Source organism: Granulicella sp. S156, from assembly GCF_009766105.1.
Lineage (GTDB): Bacteria > Acidobacteriota > Terriglobia > Terriglobales > Acidobacteriaceae > Granulicella.
The window spans coordinates 477,779-494,564 of the sequence record NZ_LMUH01000005.1; the positions used below are offsets into that span (position 1 = coordinate 477,779).

General features: G+C 55.1%; 15 protein-coding genes. 9 read left to right on the forward strand and 6 right to left on the reverse strand.

Going from position 1 to position 16,786, the window contains the following annotated elements:
* Window positions 1–61 precede the first annotated feature (61 nt).
* The gene (locus tag GSQ91_RS04150) at window positions 62–841 is read right to left on the reverse strand and encodes a 2OG-Fe(II) oxygenase (protein ID WP_158819981.1); all 780 of its coding nucleotides are present in this window, start codon (window positions 839–841) and stop codon (window positions 62–64) included.
* 117 nt (window positions 842–958) lie between these two features.
* Window positions 959–1,528, reverse strand: coding sequence for a very short patch repair endonuclease (locus tag GSQ91_RS04155; RefSeq protein ID WP_158819982.1), 570 nt, complete (start codon window positions 1,526–1,528; stop codon window positions 959–961).
* A 172-nt stretch (window positions 1,529–1,700) separates the two neighbouring features.
* Here GSQ91_RS04155 and GSQ91_RS04160 point away from each other — a divergent pair, with 172 nt between their 5' ends.
* Window positions 1,701–2,660: an alpha/beta fold hydrolase gene (locus GSQ91_RS04160; RefSeq protein WP_158819983.1), complete on the forward strand. Its 960-nt coding sequence runs from the start codon at window positions 1,701–1,703 to the stop codon at window positions 2,658–2,660.
* A gap of 7 nt (window positions 2,661–2,667) precedes the next feature.
* On the opposite strand, the gene GSQ91_RS04165 is transcribed toward GSQ91_RS04160, so the two are convergent.
* The gene (locus tag GSQ91_RS04165) at window positions 2,668–3,612 is read right to left on the reverse strand and encodes a carbohydrate kinase family protein (RefSeq protein WP_254064350.1); all 945 of its coding nucleotides are present in this window, start codon (window positions 3,610–3,612) and stop codon (window positions 2,668–2,670) included.
* A gap of 177 nt (window positions 3,613–3,789) precedes the next feature.
* On the opposite strand from GSQ91_RS04165, the gene GSQ91_RS04170 reads away from it, so the two are divergent.
* The 3 genes from GSQ91_RS04170 to GSQ91_RS04180 all read left to right on the forward strand — a co-directional run bounded on the left by GSQ91_RS04170 (window position 3,790) and on the right by GSQ91_RS04180 (window position 6,916).
* Entirely contained in the window at window positions 3,790–5,025 is a 1,236-nt protein-coding gene (locus GSQ91_RS04170) for an MFS transporter (protein WP_158819985.1), read from the forward strand.
* Between the two features lie 270 nt (window positions 5,026–5,295).
* Window positions 5,296–5,640 carry a YciI family protein gene (locus tag GSQ91_RS04175; protein WP_158819986.1) on the forward strand — a complete coding sequence of 115 codons (345 nt, stop codon included), beginning with the start codon at window positions 5,296–5,298 and terminating at the stop codon, window positions 5,638–5,640.
* Between the two features lie 10 nt (window positions 5,641–5,650).
* Window positions 5,651–6,916: an RNA polymerase sigma factor gene (locus GSQ91_RS04180; protein ID WP_158819987.1), complete on the forward strand. Its 1,266-nt coding sequence runs from the start codon at window positions 5,651–5,653 to the stop codon at window positions 6,914–6,916.
* Between the two features lie 128 nt (window positions 6,917–7,044).
* Here the strand turns inward: GSQ91_RS04180 and GSQ91_RS04185 are convergent, their stop codons facing one another.
* Entirely contained in the window at window positions 7,045–7,356 is a 312-nt protein-coding gene (locus tag GSQ91_RS04185) for a hypothetical protein (protein ID WP_158819988.1), read from the reverse strand.
* A gap of 66 nt (window positions 7,357–7,422) precedes the next feature.
* On the reverse strand, window positions 7,423–7,836 hold the full coding sequence (locus GSQ91_RS04190) for a GNAT family acetyltransferase (RefSeq protein WP_158819989.1): 414 nt from the start codon (window positions 7,834–7,836) through the stop codon (window positions 7,423–7,425).
* Window positions 7,837–8,148: 312 nt separating this feature from the next.
* Between GSQ91_RS04190 and GSQ91_RS04195 the strand changes: the two genes are divergently transcribed.
* Window positions 8,149–8,967 carry an AraC family transcriptional regulator gene (locus GSQ91_RS04195; RefSeq protein ID WP_158819990.1) on the forward strand — a complete coding sequence of 273 codons (819 nt, stop codon included), beginning with the start codon at window positions 8,149–8,151 and terminating at the stop codon, window positions 8,965–8,967.
* Between the two features lie 184 nt (window positions 8,968–9,151).
* Window positions 9,152–10,339, forward strand: a complete 1,188-nt coding sequence (locus tag GSQ91_RS04200; RefSeq protein ID WP_174240641.1) for an MFS transporter — start codon at window positions 9,152–9,154, stop codon at window positions 10,337–10,339.
* Between the two features lie 122 nt (window positions 10,340–10,461).
* On the opposite strand, the gene GSQ91_RS04205 is transcribed toward GSQ91_RS04200, so the two are convergent.
* A complete protein-coding gene (locus tag GSQ91_RS04205) occupies window positions 10,462–10,791 on the reverse strand; it encodes a CPBP family intramembrane glutamic endopeptidase (RefSeq protein WP_158819992.1) in 330 nt (109 codons plus the stop codon).
* Between the two features lie 988 nt (window positions 10,792–11,779).
* Here GSQ91_RS04205 and GSQ91_RS04210 point away from each other — a divergent pair.
* The 3 genes from GSQ91_RS04210 (at window position 11,780) to drt3b (ending at window position 16,766) form a co-directional block, all read left to right on the forward strand.
* Window positions 11,780–12,961: a serine hydrolase gene (locus GSQ91_RS04210; protein ID WP_158819993.1), complete on the forward strand. Its 1,182-nt coding sequence runs from the start codon at window positions 11,780–11,782 to the stop codon at window positions 12,959–12,961.
* A gap of 411 nt (window positions 12,962–13,372) precedes the next feature.
* Entirely contained in the window at window positions 13,373–14,719 is a 1,347-nt protein-coding gene (gene drt3a, locus GSQ91_RS04215) for an antiviral reverse transcriptase Drt3a (RefSeq protein WP_174240642.1), read from the forward strand.
* Window positions 14,712–16,766 (forward strand): antiviral reverse transcriptase Drt3b, encoded by a 2,055-nt coding sequence (gene drt3b / locus GSQ91_RS04220; RefSeq protein WP_158819994.1) that lies wholly within the window; start codon window positions 14,712–14,714, stop codon window positions 16,764–16,766. The genes drt3a and drt3b overlap by 8 nt, the downstream gene beginning before the upstream one ends.
* Window positions 16,767–16,786: the final 20 nt, after the last annotated feature.

A 16,786-nucleotide genomic window follows, 5' to 3' on the forward strand; every position in this document is an offset into this window, starting at 1 on the left:
TTATCGAAACGCGATCACTCTTTCTTCAATTGTGCAGAATATTTGAGCGGATGAGGCGGTCCTAGTTGGCATCGTGAAAGATAATGCCAACCGTATGTCGTTGCCCAGATCGCAGACGGCTCACCCCGTGGCGAAGGCTAACCCGATAGGTGCCCCGCGTTCCCTGAACTGGCCGATGATGCACGGCGAAGGCCACCGCATCGCCTTGGCGAAGCGGAACAACCTCCGGCCGCGATTGCATACGAGGCCGTTGCTCGGTAAGTACGAACTCACCGCCCGTAAAATCCCTCTGCGGTTCAGACAGCAGGATCGCCACCTGTATCGGAAAGACGTGTTCGCCGTACAGGTCCTGATGCAGGCAGTTGAAGTCCCCTTCGCCGTACTGAAGCAGCAGAGGCGTCGGCCGTTTCTGTCCTGCGTCGTGACACCGTCGGACGAAAGCATCGTGGCTCTCCGGATAGCGAACCTCGATCCCCATGGCGGTGTTCCAGCGATTCGCGACGGGCGCAAGGCGAGGGTACAGGGCTGTGCGCAGACCCTGAATAAGTTCAGGCAGCGGGTAGCTGAAGTACTTATACTCACCGCGTCCGAAGCCATGCCGCCCCATGACGACGCGGCTGCGGAAGAGCGACTCTTCCGGATACAGCGCTGCGAGAGCTCGGCATTCCTCAGGTGAGAGAACGCCTTGCAGCAACGCGCTCCCTTGTTCATCCAGATGCCTGCCGATCTGCTTCCAGTCGAACGCATCCACCCGCGCCACTGCGTTTTCTGCGGGCAGGGCACCGATGGTCCCAAGGCTGTCTCCCACTACTTCTTCTACTTCTGCGAAAAGGCTTTTCATGTCCTGTATCTCTCTATCTAGGGTGTGTCGTCAAACTGTGCTTCAAACTTCAGTCAAGCTTTGTTTTGCAGGGGCGGGGCTTTAGCCCCGCCGTCAAATATCCCAAATAAAACGGCTTCAGCCGCTGAGGGAACGATGCCTGCTCGGTTGGTCAATCTTTCCAATGAAATACTTTCGGCCGATAGATCGACAACAAAGCGCGTTCCTGCGTCGAATCACGTCCACAATCCTGCCAGCCACCCAGAGCGGATCCTCATGCGACCAGAACCGCAGCACGGTCCATCCTGCGGCTTTGAGCAAAGCTGTAGTGTGCCGGTCGCGAACTCTGTTGCCGTCGATCTTCGAAGCCCAATAACCCGCGTTCGTCTTCGGCGGTGCATGATGCTTTGGGCATCCATGCCAAAAGCAGCCATCTATAAAGACCGCGACCTTCGCGCGGCGGAAGACCAGGTCAGCAGTCCGTCGAACTCCTGGAAGAGGCCGTGCCGACACGCGATAGCGCATCCCCATCCCATGCACCGCGCATCGCACAGCGATCTCCGGTTTGGTATCTCGCGATCGATTGCCCTGCATCACACGCCGAACCGCTGGTGAGGAGGCCCATGATTTAAGGGATGTTGCCCTAAGAGATCTCGCGGGGCCTGCGGCAACCTCTGTCTTCGCCTGTTGTATTGTGGGATCACTCATCGCCTTCGCCTCTCTGCCAAACTGCGGCGTTATCTGAGGCTAGCGATGTTGAGGTGTAACCTCACTCCGCTTATTGCGGTCAAACTCCAGAAGCCGATTCAAGGCTGCCGTTGAACTGAATATCTTCTGCCGAGGAGTGCATCTATCCTTGTGTGAGAAAAGAGAACCCGAAATGAACATCAAAGCCAACATCGTAGGCTTGGTCATAGCGCTCACCTCTTTCGCCGTGACGCCACACAGCGCCTACAGTCAACGAAAGGAAGTTGCCATGGGAAAGCAGGTACTGTATCGCACCGTAAAGGTTGATGGGCTCTCCATCTTCTACCGGGAAGCAGGACCGAAGGACGCGCCGACGATTCTCCTGCTCCACGGCCTTCCTTCGTCCTCGCGGATGTTCCAACCGCTGCTGACTCAGCTCTCCGACCACTACCATCTGGTCGCGCCCGACTATCCAGGCTTCGGGCACAGCGACTGGCCGGATCCCAAACAGTTCGACTACACCTTTGACCACATCGCCTCGGTCATGAACGACTTCACGCAGGCGCTCGGTCTGTCCGCGTACACACTCTACATGCAGGACTACGGCGGGCCGGTAGGCTTCCGCATGGCTCTAACCCATCCCGAACGGGTACAGGCTCTCATCGTTCAGGACGCGGTCTCTCACAACGAAGGTCTGGGCGCGAACTGGGCAACGCGGCGAGCCTTCTGGACCGACCGTCCTGCATACGAAGAAGCACTCCGCAAAAATCTGCTGTCGCTCGCAACCACGAAGACTCGCCACGTCGGAGACGATCCCAACACAGAACTCTACGACCCGGATCTCTGGACAGACGAGTACGCGTTCCTCAACTCTCCAGGGCAGGCGCAGATCCAGAGCGATCTCTTCTACGACTACCGCACCAACGTCGAAGACTACCCCAAGTGGCAGGCGTGGCTTCAGAAAAACCAACCCCGGCTTTTAGTCCTCTGGGGCAAGCACGATCTATCCTTCGACCTCGGTGAGCCCGAACGCTATCGCAAGGACGTACCCAACGCAGAGGTCCACGTCCTCGACGCCGGACACTTCGCCCTCGATACCAAAGCCGACGAGATAGCCGCCTTTATCCGTCAGTTCATGAAGGCAAATAAATAAACGGTCCTTACCGCGCCTCAGTAAAGTCGTACCGTTTGTCACCCGCCATGAGATGCGAGATCTCATCGACAGTCCCAATGCGTCCACGAGCACCGGAACGAGTGCAGTTAAGCGCGGCGGCGGCGCAGGCATAATCAAGCTGGCGTTCGATCGGCCACCCCTGCAGATGTGCATAGACAAAGCCGGCATGGAAGATATCGCCAGCCCCTGTGCTATCGACGGTCGAAACCCTATAGGCAGGCCGCTGAATCGACTGCTTGCCATCCCAGGTCAGTATGCCGTCCAGCCCCAGGGTCACCCCAGCCAGGCGGCAATGAAACTGATCATGGAGGCTCGCCAGCGCCTTCTTCAGATCCGGTTCTCCCGTCAGCGCTGTCGGAAAGTCACGGCTGGCAAAGGCGTAGTCCACCAGCGGCAGCAGGTCGTTGATGCCGGGACGTATGACATCCAGGTCGGCAATGACGGGGATGCCAGCCTCGCGCGCCCAGGTCGCCGCGGTGATGGCTGCAGTGGTGTGATAGCCATCCACGAGCAACGCCCGCGCCGAAGTAATCCACTCGCGCTCCATGTCCTCCGGCTGCAGGGTCAGCCGCGGATCGCGATGGCACAGCACGGTGCGCTCGCCCGCGCCGTCGACAAGAATCAGCGACTGCGGGCTCGGCGCATCTTCCACGGTGAGGATGTGGGTCTCGACGCCGACGTCGTCAAAGGCCGCGCGATGCAGACGTGCCGCATAGTCGTCGCCAAGACGTCCGATGTACCGGGTACGCAGCCCCCAGCGGCGGCAGGCGATTACCGCGGTAGAGATCTCGCCGCCGAGCAGAACACTGCGCTCGCTGTACTCGGTCTTGGACCCGAGAGCAGGGAAGGTTGCCAGTGGGATGACGGTATCCGTTGCGTTGAGCCCGACGCCCACCAGATCGACTTTAGTTACAGGAAGCTTCTTATGCACCACCCCTTATGCTAACTGTTAAGGGGCTTTGACGTCAGCCAGTTAGGGGTTCGGTCATGAAGCCACCCCCTTGTAGGTTTATCAAGACGACATAGTGCGCCATCTCTCAACCTTGTTTTCGGTTAGGCTTGGATCAACGAAGGTCGGGTCACAACATTGAACGGAGCCTGATCTTTCGTGGTCGAATCCTTGCCTTTCCTCCATCGCATCTTCCGCGCGTTTCGATACCGTGACTTCCGCATCATGTGGTTGGGCGCGTGTGTCTCCACCATTGGGACCTTTGTGCAGCAGTTCGCGCAGGGCTGGCTCGTCTACGACCTCACCAAGGATCCCTTTTACCTGGGTCTCGATCTCTTCCTGGGGCAACTGCCGATCATCCTCTTTTCTCTCGTCGGCGGTGTCTTCGCCGACCGCCTGGATCGGAAAAAGATGCTGCTCGCCTCGCAGTACATCCAGATGATCTGCGCCTTCGTATTGACAGCATTATTCGCCACCCATGCAGTCCATGTCTGGCACATCCTTACCTTGTCTTTCTTTGTTGGGATTGGGCAATCCTTTGGCGGACCTGCCTATTCCGCGCTGCTGCCAACGCTGGTGGATCCTGAAGACCTCGCCAATGCCATCTCGATGAACTCGATTCAGTTCAACCTCGCCCGAATCATCGGCCCCACGCTCGGTGGCCTGGCGTATACCGTCTTCGGCCCTACGTGGTGTTTCGCGCTCAACGGTTTCTCCTACGTCGCGGTCATCATCTCTCTCTTCGTGATCAAGGTTCAATTCGTGGCACCCAAGACACAAACGTCGGTCCTTAAAAGCATGAAAGAGGGCATCAGCTTTATTCGAGATCGCGAAGGCCTGAAGCCTCTCGTTGTGCTCGCGTTCTGTACTACGCTATTCGGCTTTTCCCTGACTGGATTTCTTCCTGTCATCGTGCGGACGATCTTTCACGGAGGCCCAGGCACCTACGAACTTCTGCTGGTCTTCTCAGGCGCCGGCTCCATCTGTGGCGCCCTCCTGGTCGCAGCGATGGAGAAACTCAAAGGACAGGGACGTCTTGCGGTGCTCGCTTTGTTTGCCCTCGGCCTTGCAACGGCTGGCTTCGCCTTTTCGAAGTGGCTCCCGGTCTCCTGCATTCTGATCTTCCTCGCCGGCACAGCCGTAATGGCATCGGCGTCTCTCATGCTGTCCCTCGTTCAACTCATCGTTGTTGACTCCATGCGAGGCAGGGTAATGAGCGTCTACAATCTCGCCTTCCGCGCCGGAATACCCCTGGGAGCCTTGATCCTCGGAAAGCTGATCCCCATCCTCGGCCTCTCGATCGCTGTCGCCGGATTCGGATTGTCCCTGGTGGCTGTGGCCGTCTACTTTCTAATCGTCATGACGAAGGTGCCAACCTTTCAACGAAGCGTCTAGACTGCTTTTTGTTTCAGTTACCCGCCCAGCCATCAGTTTTTGTGGCATTTTGTGGCGGAAGTGGTGTTCCTGGTTCAGCGATTCCTGCCATTGTGGTACCAAGGTACATTGGTATATCGGAAGCCCGATGCTTCAATGCTCCTTAATGTCCGAGCCTCCACCTACTCATCGTTTTTTTCTGCAATCACCCAAAAAATCTGTCGATTTCTTCCAGCCTCATTCGTTATTGGTGCAGATGTACGCTTTACCAAGCGGGAAGAGGAGAATCTGATGCCACAATATGTGATTTTGCTACGCGATGACGGTGAATCCTGGAAGAAGTTGAGCCCGGAGGAGATGCAGAAGAAGGTTGAGAAATATCTGGCCTGGCGGAACAAACCCTTTGTCGTAGGCGGCGCGGGGTTGGTCCGGGATACAGGACGGATCATCCGGGCGAAGGGTGGTGATGGCGTGAGTGTGACCGAAGGTCCCTTTAGCGAGTCGGCTGAAGTGATGGCCGGCCTTTACACCATCGAAGCCGCCGACTATGACGAGGCCGTCGCGCTCACTCGCGACATCCCTCATATCGGCATTGGCACGATTGAGATTCGCCAGGTCATCGTCTACAACACGTAGGAGTCTCTCGATGCAAGAGTCAGGCAGTCCCGTATTGCTGGAGCATCTATTCCGCCGAGAGGCCGGACGGATGATTGCCTGGCTCGCGGGACTGCTTGGCTCCACCAATCTTCAACTGGCAGAAGATGCTGCCCAGGAGGCCATGCTCCGTGCCGCGCAGACCTGGCCGTTTCAGGGCATTCCACCCAATCCCGAGGCCTGGCTCTTTCGCACCGCGCATAACTATGCGATCTCGTTTGTTCGACGCAGCGCTGTCTTCCAGGGCAAGGCCGATGCGGTGGTCGCTGTGCTTGAAACCAGAGCTCAGCCCACATTGGATCTCGATGCCGAACAAAGCCTGCGCGACGATGAGTTGCGCATGGTCTTCATGTGCTGTCATCCAAAACTTGCCCCGGATGCACAGGTAGCTCTAAGCCTCAAGCTCGTAGGCGGATTCAACACCGAAGAGATCGCCCGCATCTTCTTCTCCGAGCAAACTACGATTGCGCAACGTATAGCGAGAGCGAAGCGGCTGATCCGCGAACAGAATCTGAAGTTGGCCATGCCTTCCAGTACTCAGTTGCAGCTGAGACTCAACTCGGTGCTCAAGGTCATCTACCTGATGTTCAGCGGAGGGTACGCGGCACACTCTGGAGAAGAACTGATCCGCAGCGATGTCTGCCTGGAAGCTCTGCGGCTGGGGCGGCTGGTTGCCTCTTCTTCGATGGGCGCTCCCCGTGTGGACGCGCTCGTGGCCTTGATGGCGTTGCAGGCAGCACGCCTGCCCGCCCGGATGGACGCCTCCGGCGATCTCGTTGTCCTGGAGGAGCAGGACCGCAAGCTATGGGACGACGATCTCATCGCCCTCGGCTTCTCCTACTTCGACCGATCCATCGCAGGAGACGACATCTCCGAATGGCATATCCAGGCCGCCATTGCAGCCACCTACGCCAGCGCCACGTCTTCAGCGGAGATCGATTGGGCTGGAATCCTCGCGCACTATGACCAACTTATGGAGCTGACAAACTCGCCGGTAGTGGCGCTGAATCGCGCGGTGGTCGTGATGAAGGTACACGGCGCTGAAGCGGCCCTGGCTGCATTGATACCTCTCGATGGGAACAATGCTTTGCAGAAGTATCATCTGCTTCCCGCCATGCAGGGCCATGTGCTGGCAGCGCTTGGCCGGTTCGATGAAGCAGCGGCTGCATTTTCCGCGGCACTGCAGTGCGACTGCACCCTGCCGGAGAAGCGCTTTTTACAGCGTCAGTTGGAGATGGTGTCGACGCAACGGCTGTAGTGCTTAGAGCAGGCATCTTCCCAAACACAAATGCCGTTGCGTTCCTTTGCGAACCGTTGCGCCCGTTGCGTCAAGGCTTTTACCCCGGGCCTCTTGCTCGTATCGGCAAACTGCCCGGGAGATAGAAACTACATCGCGACGGAGTCGACTCGGATGGTGTCGCCAGTGATGACGCCCGTGATCTGGACCTTGTGGCCGATGTGCTCTTTGACCGACTCCTGATTGGCAATCTTGTAGACCTTATCGCCGATGACAAAGACGGCAGGTGAGCCACCCTTGACGCACTTCTGAGCGCATGCGATGTCCTTATCGGTAGCGCCTACGTGCTTGGCTGCGCACATGGAATCGGAGATGGTGCCCTTGTAGGAGCTGTCACCTTGTTGCGCGATGGCGGCAAACGACAGAAACAGGCCCGCAGCTGCAAGAACTCTCTTGGTCATGGTATTTCCTCCTGCTCAAGAGGCTAACAGAGGGGTAGAATCGTGCGCTCGAGCAGACAGGCGTTTTCACTTTAACCACTTGCCCATAACAACTCGGGGAGTAATCTCGAAGCCCAGGTGCTCGTAGAACGCGACCACTTTGGTATTCATTTCCCGGACGAGAAGCTGGGCTTTCACCACGCCTCGCTGCTGCAGCCATTGCTCCGCTGCTTGCACTAGCGTTCTGCCGAGCCCAGCTCCCCGTGCTTGAGGAGCGGTAGCGACATAGTAAAGCCAGCCCCTATGACCGTCGTGACCGACCATAACGGTACCGTCGATTTGGCCGGTCTCGTCTTCGTTGACCAGCACATCCGAGCAGACGCCGCAAACAGCGAAACGGAAGTCATCGGAAGGATCGTTATAGTGCGTGACCAGTTCGCACGCGAGCCACAATGCGATGACCGCCGATTCGTCAGCCTGCGAGGCTCTTCTGATGCTCATTCAAGGTTCCTCTGTGGAAGTCTGACTAGATAAAGTGCTCTGCTACACCACAATACAGAAAGAGCATTGGCGTCGCTCAAGCCTTGATAAACGCTTTTTTGTTTACCGATCTAACGACGCTTCCGTCAATGAGCGCTAAGGTCTGTGGGCGTGTGGCCCAGGTCTGAGCAGGAAAAAAATGGGTGCATCCACTTCCATGCGACATGGGGAGGTCTGGGCCATCCGCCCAAAACAGAGAGAAGCCGCATCGAACCCAGCCCCAAAGCGGCACCATAGACCCGTAAAATGAAGGTCATTGGGAGTCATCGTGGAATGGCTGAGCTGCCGTCAGTGCGTAAACCGTTGAGGCTTTCCTGGAGTGAAGCAATCTCTGGAGCTGAACTCTACGACGGCGAGGATGTCGAGACGTTCGCCACAGATTGGCATTTTCACGAAGGTTGGCAACTGGTCGCTGTCACTAAGGGCGAGCGTCATTATGAGTTCAAATCAAGCTCTATCGTTGCGGAGCCGGGACGATTGGTCCTCGTGCCTCCCCGATTTGTACATAGAGCCCATTGTCTCGATCAAGGGAACACCAGCTTCAAGATTGCAACGCTTCCGGCTGTTCGTTTGAATGTGGAGGCTCCTGCAGCACCGATATCCTGGCTCACTCCGAAGTTCTTCGATGTCTTCATTTCTGTCTTTGAGTCGCTAAAGGTTGAGGTGAAGCACGAGCCAAAGGCAGCGGTCCTCTCTCGCCTGCAAACGATCCTCAGCGAGAGTAGCGCTACAAGCACTTTGGGGTTTTCTGCCCCTCCGGCCTTCGTTATCCAGATGGAGTCGTATCTCCTGAAGTCTCTGGAGAAAGTCCCGTCGCTTGACTCTCTTTCCTCTTTGGCAGGCGTTAGTCGATACCACTTCGCCCACGCGTTCACGAAGCACGTTGGTCTATCGCCTCTGGCATTTCATGCCAGGGCGCGTCTCATGCGGTCAAGAAAGCTGATTTCGGAAGGATGGTCCCTTGCCGACACGTCACTCTCTTTGAGATTTTCCGACCAAAGCCATTTTGGAAGGCAGTTCAAAAGGGTCTACGGAATGACTCCGGGAGAGTATCAGCAAAGTGTCGCACCTGGAGTCGATCAAGTCGCTTGAGCGTCAGGGCTTTCACACGCGCACTCCCGAACAAGCCAGAAGCGCAACACGGATAAGCCATCTGGCCCGGACCGCAAGATCGTTCTAGATCGCGTCTGCGGAATCATCCGACAATTGTTCTGGCCGAGAGGCGAGGACGAGGTGGGTACTGATGATTTCGCAGAGGCGGTCAGAAGGACGCGGCATGGTTTCTGACGTCACAGAGGCACTTGGCGCGCGGCGCACACTCGCGCTCGCCAGTCTTGCCCACGCATTACACGACGGTTTCACTGACATGATCTACGTCCTCCTACCGGTTTGGCAGGCGGAGTTCTCACTTGACTATGTCGCGCTTGCGGTCCTGCGCGCACTGTATGTGGGCATCCTGGCAGCGCTCCAAGTTCCGTCCGCTCATCTTGCGAAGCGTCTGAATGCGCGGACCCTCTTAGCCCTCGGGACGTTGCTTAGTGCAACTGGCTATGCTCTGGCTGGTTTCTCGGGTGGTCTCGTGGGATTGTGCGCCTCTCTCGCGTTGGCTGGTGCTGGCGGTAGCACGCAGCATCCGCTTGCTTCCGCCGCAGTGTCGCGTGCTTATGGCGCCAGGGCGCGAGGTCCGCTCGGCACTTACAATTTCGCGGGCGATCTAGGCAAAGCGACGCTTCCGCCGCTCATCTCTCTGTTGCTGACCATGATGCATTGGCGCTCGACACTATGGGTGGCTGCCGGCTTGGGCTTGCTCGTTGCCATATTGATCCGTTGGCTGATGCCACCAGTTTCAGCCCCTCCAACCGAACTGGAGACCATCGCGGCACCTTACCCGGAGACTCCGGGTAAGGGCGGCTTCGTACTGCTTTTTGTCATCGGCGTTTTGGATACTGCTGCCCGCATGGGTTTTCTGTTGTTCCTGCCTTTTCTTCTAAAGACGAAAGGCGCAGCGCTGACAACCGTCGGGCTTGCACTGTCGTTAGTTTTCATCGGCGGGGCTTTCGGCAAAGCTGTCTGCGGCTGGCTCGGCGCACGTCTGGGGCTGCTGGCAACTGTACTGACCACTGAGGTCGGCACGGCTGCGGCTATCCTGGCGGTGCTGCTCTTGCCTCTCGGACCGAGCCTGATCCTTCTGCCGCTACTCGGGGTGATGCTCAATGGCACGTCTTCCGTACTTTACGGCACGGTCCCGGAACTCGTGGCAGCGAATCGGATCGAGCGAGCTTTCGCCCTTTTTTACACTGGTATTCTCGGATCGAGTGCGCTCGCACCAGTGCTTTACGGGCGTCTTGGCGATGCTGCTGGCCTGGTCTGGGCAACCGTTGCGGCTGCCGTCACGGCATTAGCAGTCGTTCCGCTTATGCTTATTCTTTCGCCGCGACTCACACGACCATTGGAGGTTCGCTAAATGAATACCGTTCCCAGGCGCGATTAATTTAATAACGGGTAGAGGTCGTGGCATAGGCGCGGCGACTGCTCGGCTTGCTGCCGCACAAGGTTACGATGTAGCGATAAGCTTCGTCTCCATCTTCATGAGAAGAATGCAACTACGCCGCCGATGGAATCCTGCAGCCCGTGGGCCAGCATTCCGGGACGCAGGCTCTTGCGCCAGTAGGCAAGCAATCCCAGGAGGCAGCCCTCGACCATGACGACAACCATCGCCTTACCGTAGTACCCGTGGGCGAGGCCAAAAATCACCCCTTGAAGGATGAGAGCGAATATACGATTGCCAGTCCACGCGCTGAATTGTTCCGTAAGGTATCCACGGAAGATGAACTCTTCACAAAAGCCGCCACCCGTCGTTGCGAGGATCAGGAATACAACAAGCTCGGATACGGTCTTGGGCGTGAAATTGGACATGTTGCGATCGGCGTTGCCCCTGACAAAATGCAGTAGAAGCCCTGCCAGCGGAACTGCGACCACAAGGAATCCGATGGAAATTCCTAAATCTCTGAAGAAACTGCCGAGTGTCTGCCAGCGGCCTGAAACTAAACTGCCTATCGAGAGCCTGCGGTGTCTAAGTGCGAGCCAGATTAAAAGCACCTGAAACCACTCTGTCGCGATGACTGTGAAATAGCCCGAGAGCCGGGAACTCATGCCTGGCAGATGCGCGTTTGGCAATCCGTGCTGGTACCAGCTCGCAACTGACATTGCAGCCAGAGGCACCAGCACCAGGAGGGTATGCCACCAGGGCGCGAGGGGCTTTCTCCTAGTATCGGCGGACGTTATTCCAGTGCTCGATGACATCGTGTCTTTGTCTCCCTAAACCTTTCATCAGGCATGTACGGGGCTACGTGACCCGGATGTCACCAGCAAATCTATTCTCAGTCGGCAGTCTCAAATGTAGACAGGAACTACAGTTGCGTCCAGTTCGTAATCTTCAAATTCAACTTGCTAAATAGGCAACCTCGTCATCCTTTGGCACGACGCTTTTGCCGTCGCTCCTGAGAGCCTTTGCCGTTGCCTCTGAGAGAGGTCCGGGCCAGCCCAATGCTTTAGCGTTGGGTTTCAAGGACACAAAGGCCCAACCCCAACACACGTCTTTACCAGAGAAGGGAACGCCCAGTGCTCACCCAAACAGATAGAAGCCGCACCGCACCCAGCCCCAAAGGGGCGGCTTCATCACAGCCCAGGGCATCGCCCTGGGTTAGAGACTCCCTTGAATTCAGAGCGCTGAAAGTGCGACCCATCGGTGACAACCTCGTCATCCTTTGGCCACACCCTCGCCGTAGCTCCTGAGACTTTTGCAGTTGTCTCTGAGATAGGTCCGGACTTTAGTCTGGACACAAAGGCCCAACCCCAGAACGGACTTCATCCCTCGGGGCAAGCCTTCTTCTTCGGAACTTTGATGTCAGAGCTCGCGTACCTTACGTCAGCTTCCAGCACCACCTCTTCTTTTGAAAGGCACACCTTGCAAACGCTGCGCAGGCTTTCTCTTGTCATCCTCGGCTTCGCCGCAGGCGTCACGCACTGCACTCCGCTCCTGGCCCAGCACCCCCAGCCGACACCTGCTGTCCTCCGGACGAAAGTCGTCGAAAACCTTCCCAAATGGCTCAAGCAATACAACGTACCCAGTGTCTCCGTCGCCTATATCGCGAACGGCAAACTGGTGTGGACGGCGGTAGCCGGCGAACAGAGCCCTGGCGTTCCGGCGAACGATAAGACGCTCTACAACATCGCCTCGCTCACCAAGCCCATCGTCGCAGAGACGATCCTGCGCATGGCTTCGCAAGGGAAACTCCAGCTCGACGAGCCGATCTATCCCTACTGGGTTGATCCAGACGTCAAGGACAATCCCTGGAACAAGCTTCTTACGCCACGCCTGTGCCTCTCCCACCAGACGGGGTTTGCCAACTGGCGTCGCATGACCAACAACGTTCTCACCTTCAACTTCCAGCCCGGCACCCAGAGCCACTACTCCGGAGAGGGATATTTCTACGCCGCCCGTTTTGCGCAAAACAAGATGCAAGAGCCCTTCGATCAACTGGTGCAGCAATACGTCCTTGGTCCTCTTGGCATGAAAGACACGTCGTTCACAACGCAGGACTGGTTCAGCGGACGGCTCGCCAAGCCATACGGCAAGAACGGCTTCATGGAGCCGCAGCTCACCTCCACCTGGAACGCCGCCGACCTCGTCCACACCACCGTCACGGACTACGCTCGCTTCGTCATCAGCGTGATGAACAAGGAAGCTCTCAGCCCGGACATCGCCGCGCAACGGCTGGCGATAACCCGCGACTGGGTCCCTGATGACGGGCGCAAGCAAGTCTGCGCTCATGAGCCACCCGGTACTGCCTGCCATCTCTCAGCAGGCATGGGACTCGGCTGGCAGATCATCGTCCACAACGGGGTCATGATCGTCGACCACTCCGGGTCTGACGATGGAGCACACACCTACGCCTTCTTTGTTCCCGCCAAGCACCTCGGCGCGGTTATCTTCACCAATGGTGAAAATGGTCCAAAGGTTATTGGAGAGATCGTCCGCATACTCTATCCGGACCCAGTCTATGGGGAGACAGTCTCTCACTAATCTTCGCTAATCTAGGGCTACTCCCGGGAGCCTTTGCCGTTGCCTCTGAGATAGGTCCGGAACTTTTAGTCCAGACACAAGAGACCAACCTCAGAACGGGCTTCAGCCCCTGGGACCTTGCCGTTGCTTGTTTTTCGTCGTCATCCTGAGCCAAAGGCGAAGGACCCCCGCATTGGAGTCACCACAGATGCAAAACGAGACAAAAACAAAACTGGTGGTGCGCTTTGCGTCCGTGCCCCCACCAATGCGGGGGTCCTTCAGCTACGCTTCAGGATGACGGCGAAAAACAAGCAACGGCAAAGCATTAAAGTGCACGTGACAAAAAGCTGCAACGTAGTATCATTTTGCCAGTCATAATCAAGGGCCCGAATGCAAGCGACACATCCCTTCATGTGTTAAGTAGGAGCATCCTTGTTAGATCAGATGTTCACGGAAGAAAACTTCCGCCGTATTTTTGACAGCGAGAACCGGAAGGGAGTCAATCTTGCCGGTCGATTCTTTCCGAATTTAGATTCACACACACAAGCCATTCGAAAAAAAGTTGCGGAGATTCGGACACTTCGATCCGAAAAAGAGCTGCATACTCCCGACGAAGTCTTATCCAAGGTCGCGTCCCTGAAAGAAGAGTTGGCGCTCCTCAAAGCGAGCAAATCTAGGGCGATTAACAAGGAATTGGAATCGGTCAGTCTGAGAGCTAGAAAGCCAAGCTTCAAGCTCGCTCTTACGCAGAAGCAAGGTCCGAAAGGCAAGCTGGTCTTCTGCATCAACGAATCACCTGAAGCGTTCTTTGTGAACAAACAACTTCAAAGCAATATTTGTAAGATCTACGATGTAAAGCAAGCCAATAGGCATCAGTTGGCGGCTCAACTGCGCGACACCATTACGTCCTCATTCCCATTCGAAGTCGTCAGGACGGACGTGTCGTCTTTCTATGAGACGATAGATCGCGAAAAGCTGTTGAAGAGGCTGGATCAGGACCAACTCTTAAGCTCATCGTCCAAAAAATACATTCGGCAGGTCCTAGAAGCCTACCGCACCATTACCCGGCAAGCTGTGGGCATACCCCGCGGTGTCGGAATAAGCGCATATTTGGCAGAGTTCTATATGCGGCGAATTGATCGAGAGATAAAAGCAATCCCAGGTCTCATCCTATATTGCAGGTTTGTGGATGACATCGTGGCAGTTTTCGCCCGGCCACATGAGGGTGAGGCTTTAGGTCCCTATGAATCCGCTGTCATCAAGGTGCTAGCTGGGCACGGGCTAACCCAGAACGTTCAGAAGACGAAAGAACTCGCGCTTGGTGGAAAGAAAACGCAAGAGTTTGAATATCTTGGGTATCGTTTTATCCTCGGGCAAGGAATGTGCGCCGTGCGGCCAAGTGAAGCAAAGCTTCAAAAGTACGAGACGAGGATGAACGCCGCATTTTTCGAATATGAATCGCAGTCTTCGGTGAATCCGCGACGAGCATACCGAGAACTTGTCTCGCGAATAAAATTCCTAACCGGCAACACCAGACTGGTGAACAGTAAATCGAGTGCAGTCACTGGCATCTACTACAACAACCCAATGGTCACAGAGCCGACGAGTTTCGAGCATCTAGACAAACTGCTGAAAGCGAAAGTGAAGGGCATCAAGCGTCCCATGCTCCGAAAGCGGCTGAAGGATTACAAATTCACGCAAGGCTTCGTCGAGCGACGCTTCCATAAATTCAGCGCCCAAGAGTTGCAACGCATTGTGGAGGCTTGGAAACATGCCTAAGCGTAGGATCCCCTTAACTCACCCCAAGGTACGTTCGATCCTGACAGACATGCTCCCGTTCGAGGTCCCCCCGACTTTTTCGAACCGAGGCTTCTACAGTTTTCTACTCAAGAACGGCGTTGAGATTGAGGGCCAAGATCTACGATGGATTTCGGATACAAACGCGCTGGACTCGACGATCACTCTGCTGTTCGGTGTGAAGGCTGGCACTACCGTGAACGTCGAAAATGTGACGGAATGGGGTAAGAAAAAAACGCGTAGGTCAGTTCGAATGGGAAGGTGTGAAATGTCCACTATCCCGTTCAACTTCCGGGTTGCGCACGGAATCGACGGACGAGTTCTGACCGTCGTGCACCCTCGTAATCAAGTAAGCGTTGCAGAATTTTATGCCCGGTACAGCTCTCTCATCATCTACTACTCATCTCTGAGCGAATTTTCGATCCGACGGCCAGTCTCGGTCTCGCGCTTCGTCTTCTTCAACGACCATCTTCATAAGCAGAAAGTTGATCATTCCGCGTCTGGCATCGAAATGGTCGACCGTGAGTATGAACAACTTGGTTCATATTTTGTTTATAGAAAATACAGGAATATCCATCGATTTTTCGAATCTTATAAATATCATCGTTGCGAGAAGAAATACACCGCAATGGTGCAGGTAGATGTCAATAAATGCTTTGACAGCATTTATACCCACTCTATTTCTTGGTCGACAATCGGGAAGTCACAGGCCAAGTTCGATATAAAAAAGTCGAATACTACATTTGCCGGTCAGTTCGACAATTTGATGCAAAAGCTCAATCAGAGAGAAACGAATGGCATTGTGATCGGTCCGGAGTTTTCGCGAATCTTTGCGGAAACGATTCTTCAGTCCATAGACGTTGAAGTGGTCAAACTCCTTACGAAGGAGGGATTAATCCACAAAAGAGATTATGAGATTTTCAGATACGTCGACGATTATTTCATTTTTTACAACAAAGAATCCGAACAAACCACGATCATTCAAGTGTTACAGGAGACACTCAAGGCTAAGAAGCTCAGCATAAACGCGGCGAAGGTAAAGCCCTATCAAAAGCCGATCATTACAGAGATTACTGTAGCGAAAGATCGTATCTCATCTCTTCTGAACTCACAAATTGACCCTAAAGTTGAAACAACGGAAATAGAAGAAGAAACTAAACTCTCCTGTAAGATTGATTCGAATCAGCTGATTATCAAGTACAAGACGATTATCAAGGAGTCCAATGTTAAATATGACGACCTCCTTAATTACACGTTTGCGATTACCGAGAACAAGATAGAGAAGTTGCTTAAGGCTTATAAAGAGTGCCGCAAGACGCCTCGTGATCAAAGACACTTGCTGAACGCGCTTCTAGCCATTATCGAGTTCTCATTCTTCGTCTACTCGGCGAGCCCAAAAGTTAACCACACGGTTCGCATTTGCAGAATGATCCAAACATCGACAGACTTCCTCCATTTGAACGCGATCCTGTATGAGTTGAAGCACCTGCTATTCAAGTATGTCCATGACAACATCGTGCAACTACTCGAAAAGAATACGATGAGCGCCTTCCATGAGGTCGAGAGCCTCTACCTTATAACGGCGCTCTCTCAGACTGGTAAGGAATATTGGTTGCCAGAGTCGACCTTGGCGAAGTATTTTCTGATCAACATCGATCAGCAATCAGGGGACTATTCGCGGCCTGCATTCCTAAACTATTTTTCTATCACTGTCTTGCTCTCATATATCCGGAACAAAGTTAGATACCAGAAGCTACGCGCGTTCATCGAGCGTCATGCCCGTTTGAAGCTAGAGAACGTTACGAAACATTGCCCGCGAGACGCAGAGGCCCTGATGCTGATGTTGGATCTGATTGTTTGCCCGGATGTGAGCGTTCAAACGAAGCAAGCGTTGGGCAATACCTTTGGTCTCGACGCAGCGGAGCTTGCGGAAGTCCAGGCGGCAAACAATCATTGGTTCACTGCATGGGGTCCCAAGTTCAATCTCGGAATGGAGCTAGACGCCAAGCGTAGCCGCGAAGTATATTGAGCATGGCGCCCCGCTCTACC

Bases quoted from the DNA above. Each gene is read 5' to 3' on its own strand.
- drt3b (WP_158819994.1), top strand. From the start codon at position 14,712: ATGCCTAAGCGTAGGATCCCCTTAACTCACCCCAAGGTACGTTCGATC.
- GSQ91_RS04180 (WP_158819987.1), top strand. From the start codon at position 5,651: ATGCAAGAGTCAGGCAGTCCCGTATTGCTGGAGCATCTATTCCGCCGA.
- GSQ91_RS04190 (WP_158819989.1), bottom strand. From the start codon at position 7,836: ATGAGCATCAGAAGAGCCTCGCAGGCTGACGAATCGGCGGTCATCGCA.
- GSQ91_RS04205 (WP_158819992.1), bottom strand. From the start codon at position 10,791: ATGTCCAATTTCACGCCCAAGACCGTATCCGAGCTTGTTGTATTCCTG.
- GSQ91_RS04160 (WP_158819983.1), top strand. From the start codon at position 1,701: ATGAACATCAAAGCCAACATCGTAGGCTTGGTCATAGCGCTCACCTCT.
- GSQ91_RS04155 (WP_158819982.1), bottom strand. From the start codon at position 1,528: ATGAGTGATCCCACAATACAACAGGCGAAGACAGAGGTTGCCGCAGGC.
- GSQ91_RS04175 (WP_158819986.1), top strand. From the start codon at position 5,296: ATGCCACAATATGTGATTTTGCTACGCGATGACGGTGAATCCTGGAAG.
- GSQ91_RS04200 (WP_174240641.1), top strand. From the start codon at position 9,152: ATGGTTTCTGACGTCACAGAGGCACTTGGCGCGCGGCGCACACTCGCG.
- GSQ91_RS04195 (WP_158819990.1), top strand. From the start codon at position 8,149: ATGGCTGAGCTGCCGTCAGTGCGTAAACCGTTGAGGCTTTCCTGGAGT.
- GSQ91_RS04210 (WP_158819993.1), top strand. From the start codon at position 11,780: ATGTCAGAGCTCGCGTACCTTACGTCAGCTTCCAGCACCACCTCTTCT.
- GSQ91_RS04150 (WP_158819981.1), bottom strand. From the start codon at position 841: ATGAAAAGCCTTTTCGCAGAAGTAGAAGAAGTAGTGGGAGACAGCCTT.
- GSQ91_RS04185 (WP_158819988.1), bottom strand. From the start codon at position 7,356: ATGACCAAGAGAGTTCTTGCAGCTGCGGGCCTGTTTCTGTCGTTTGCC.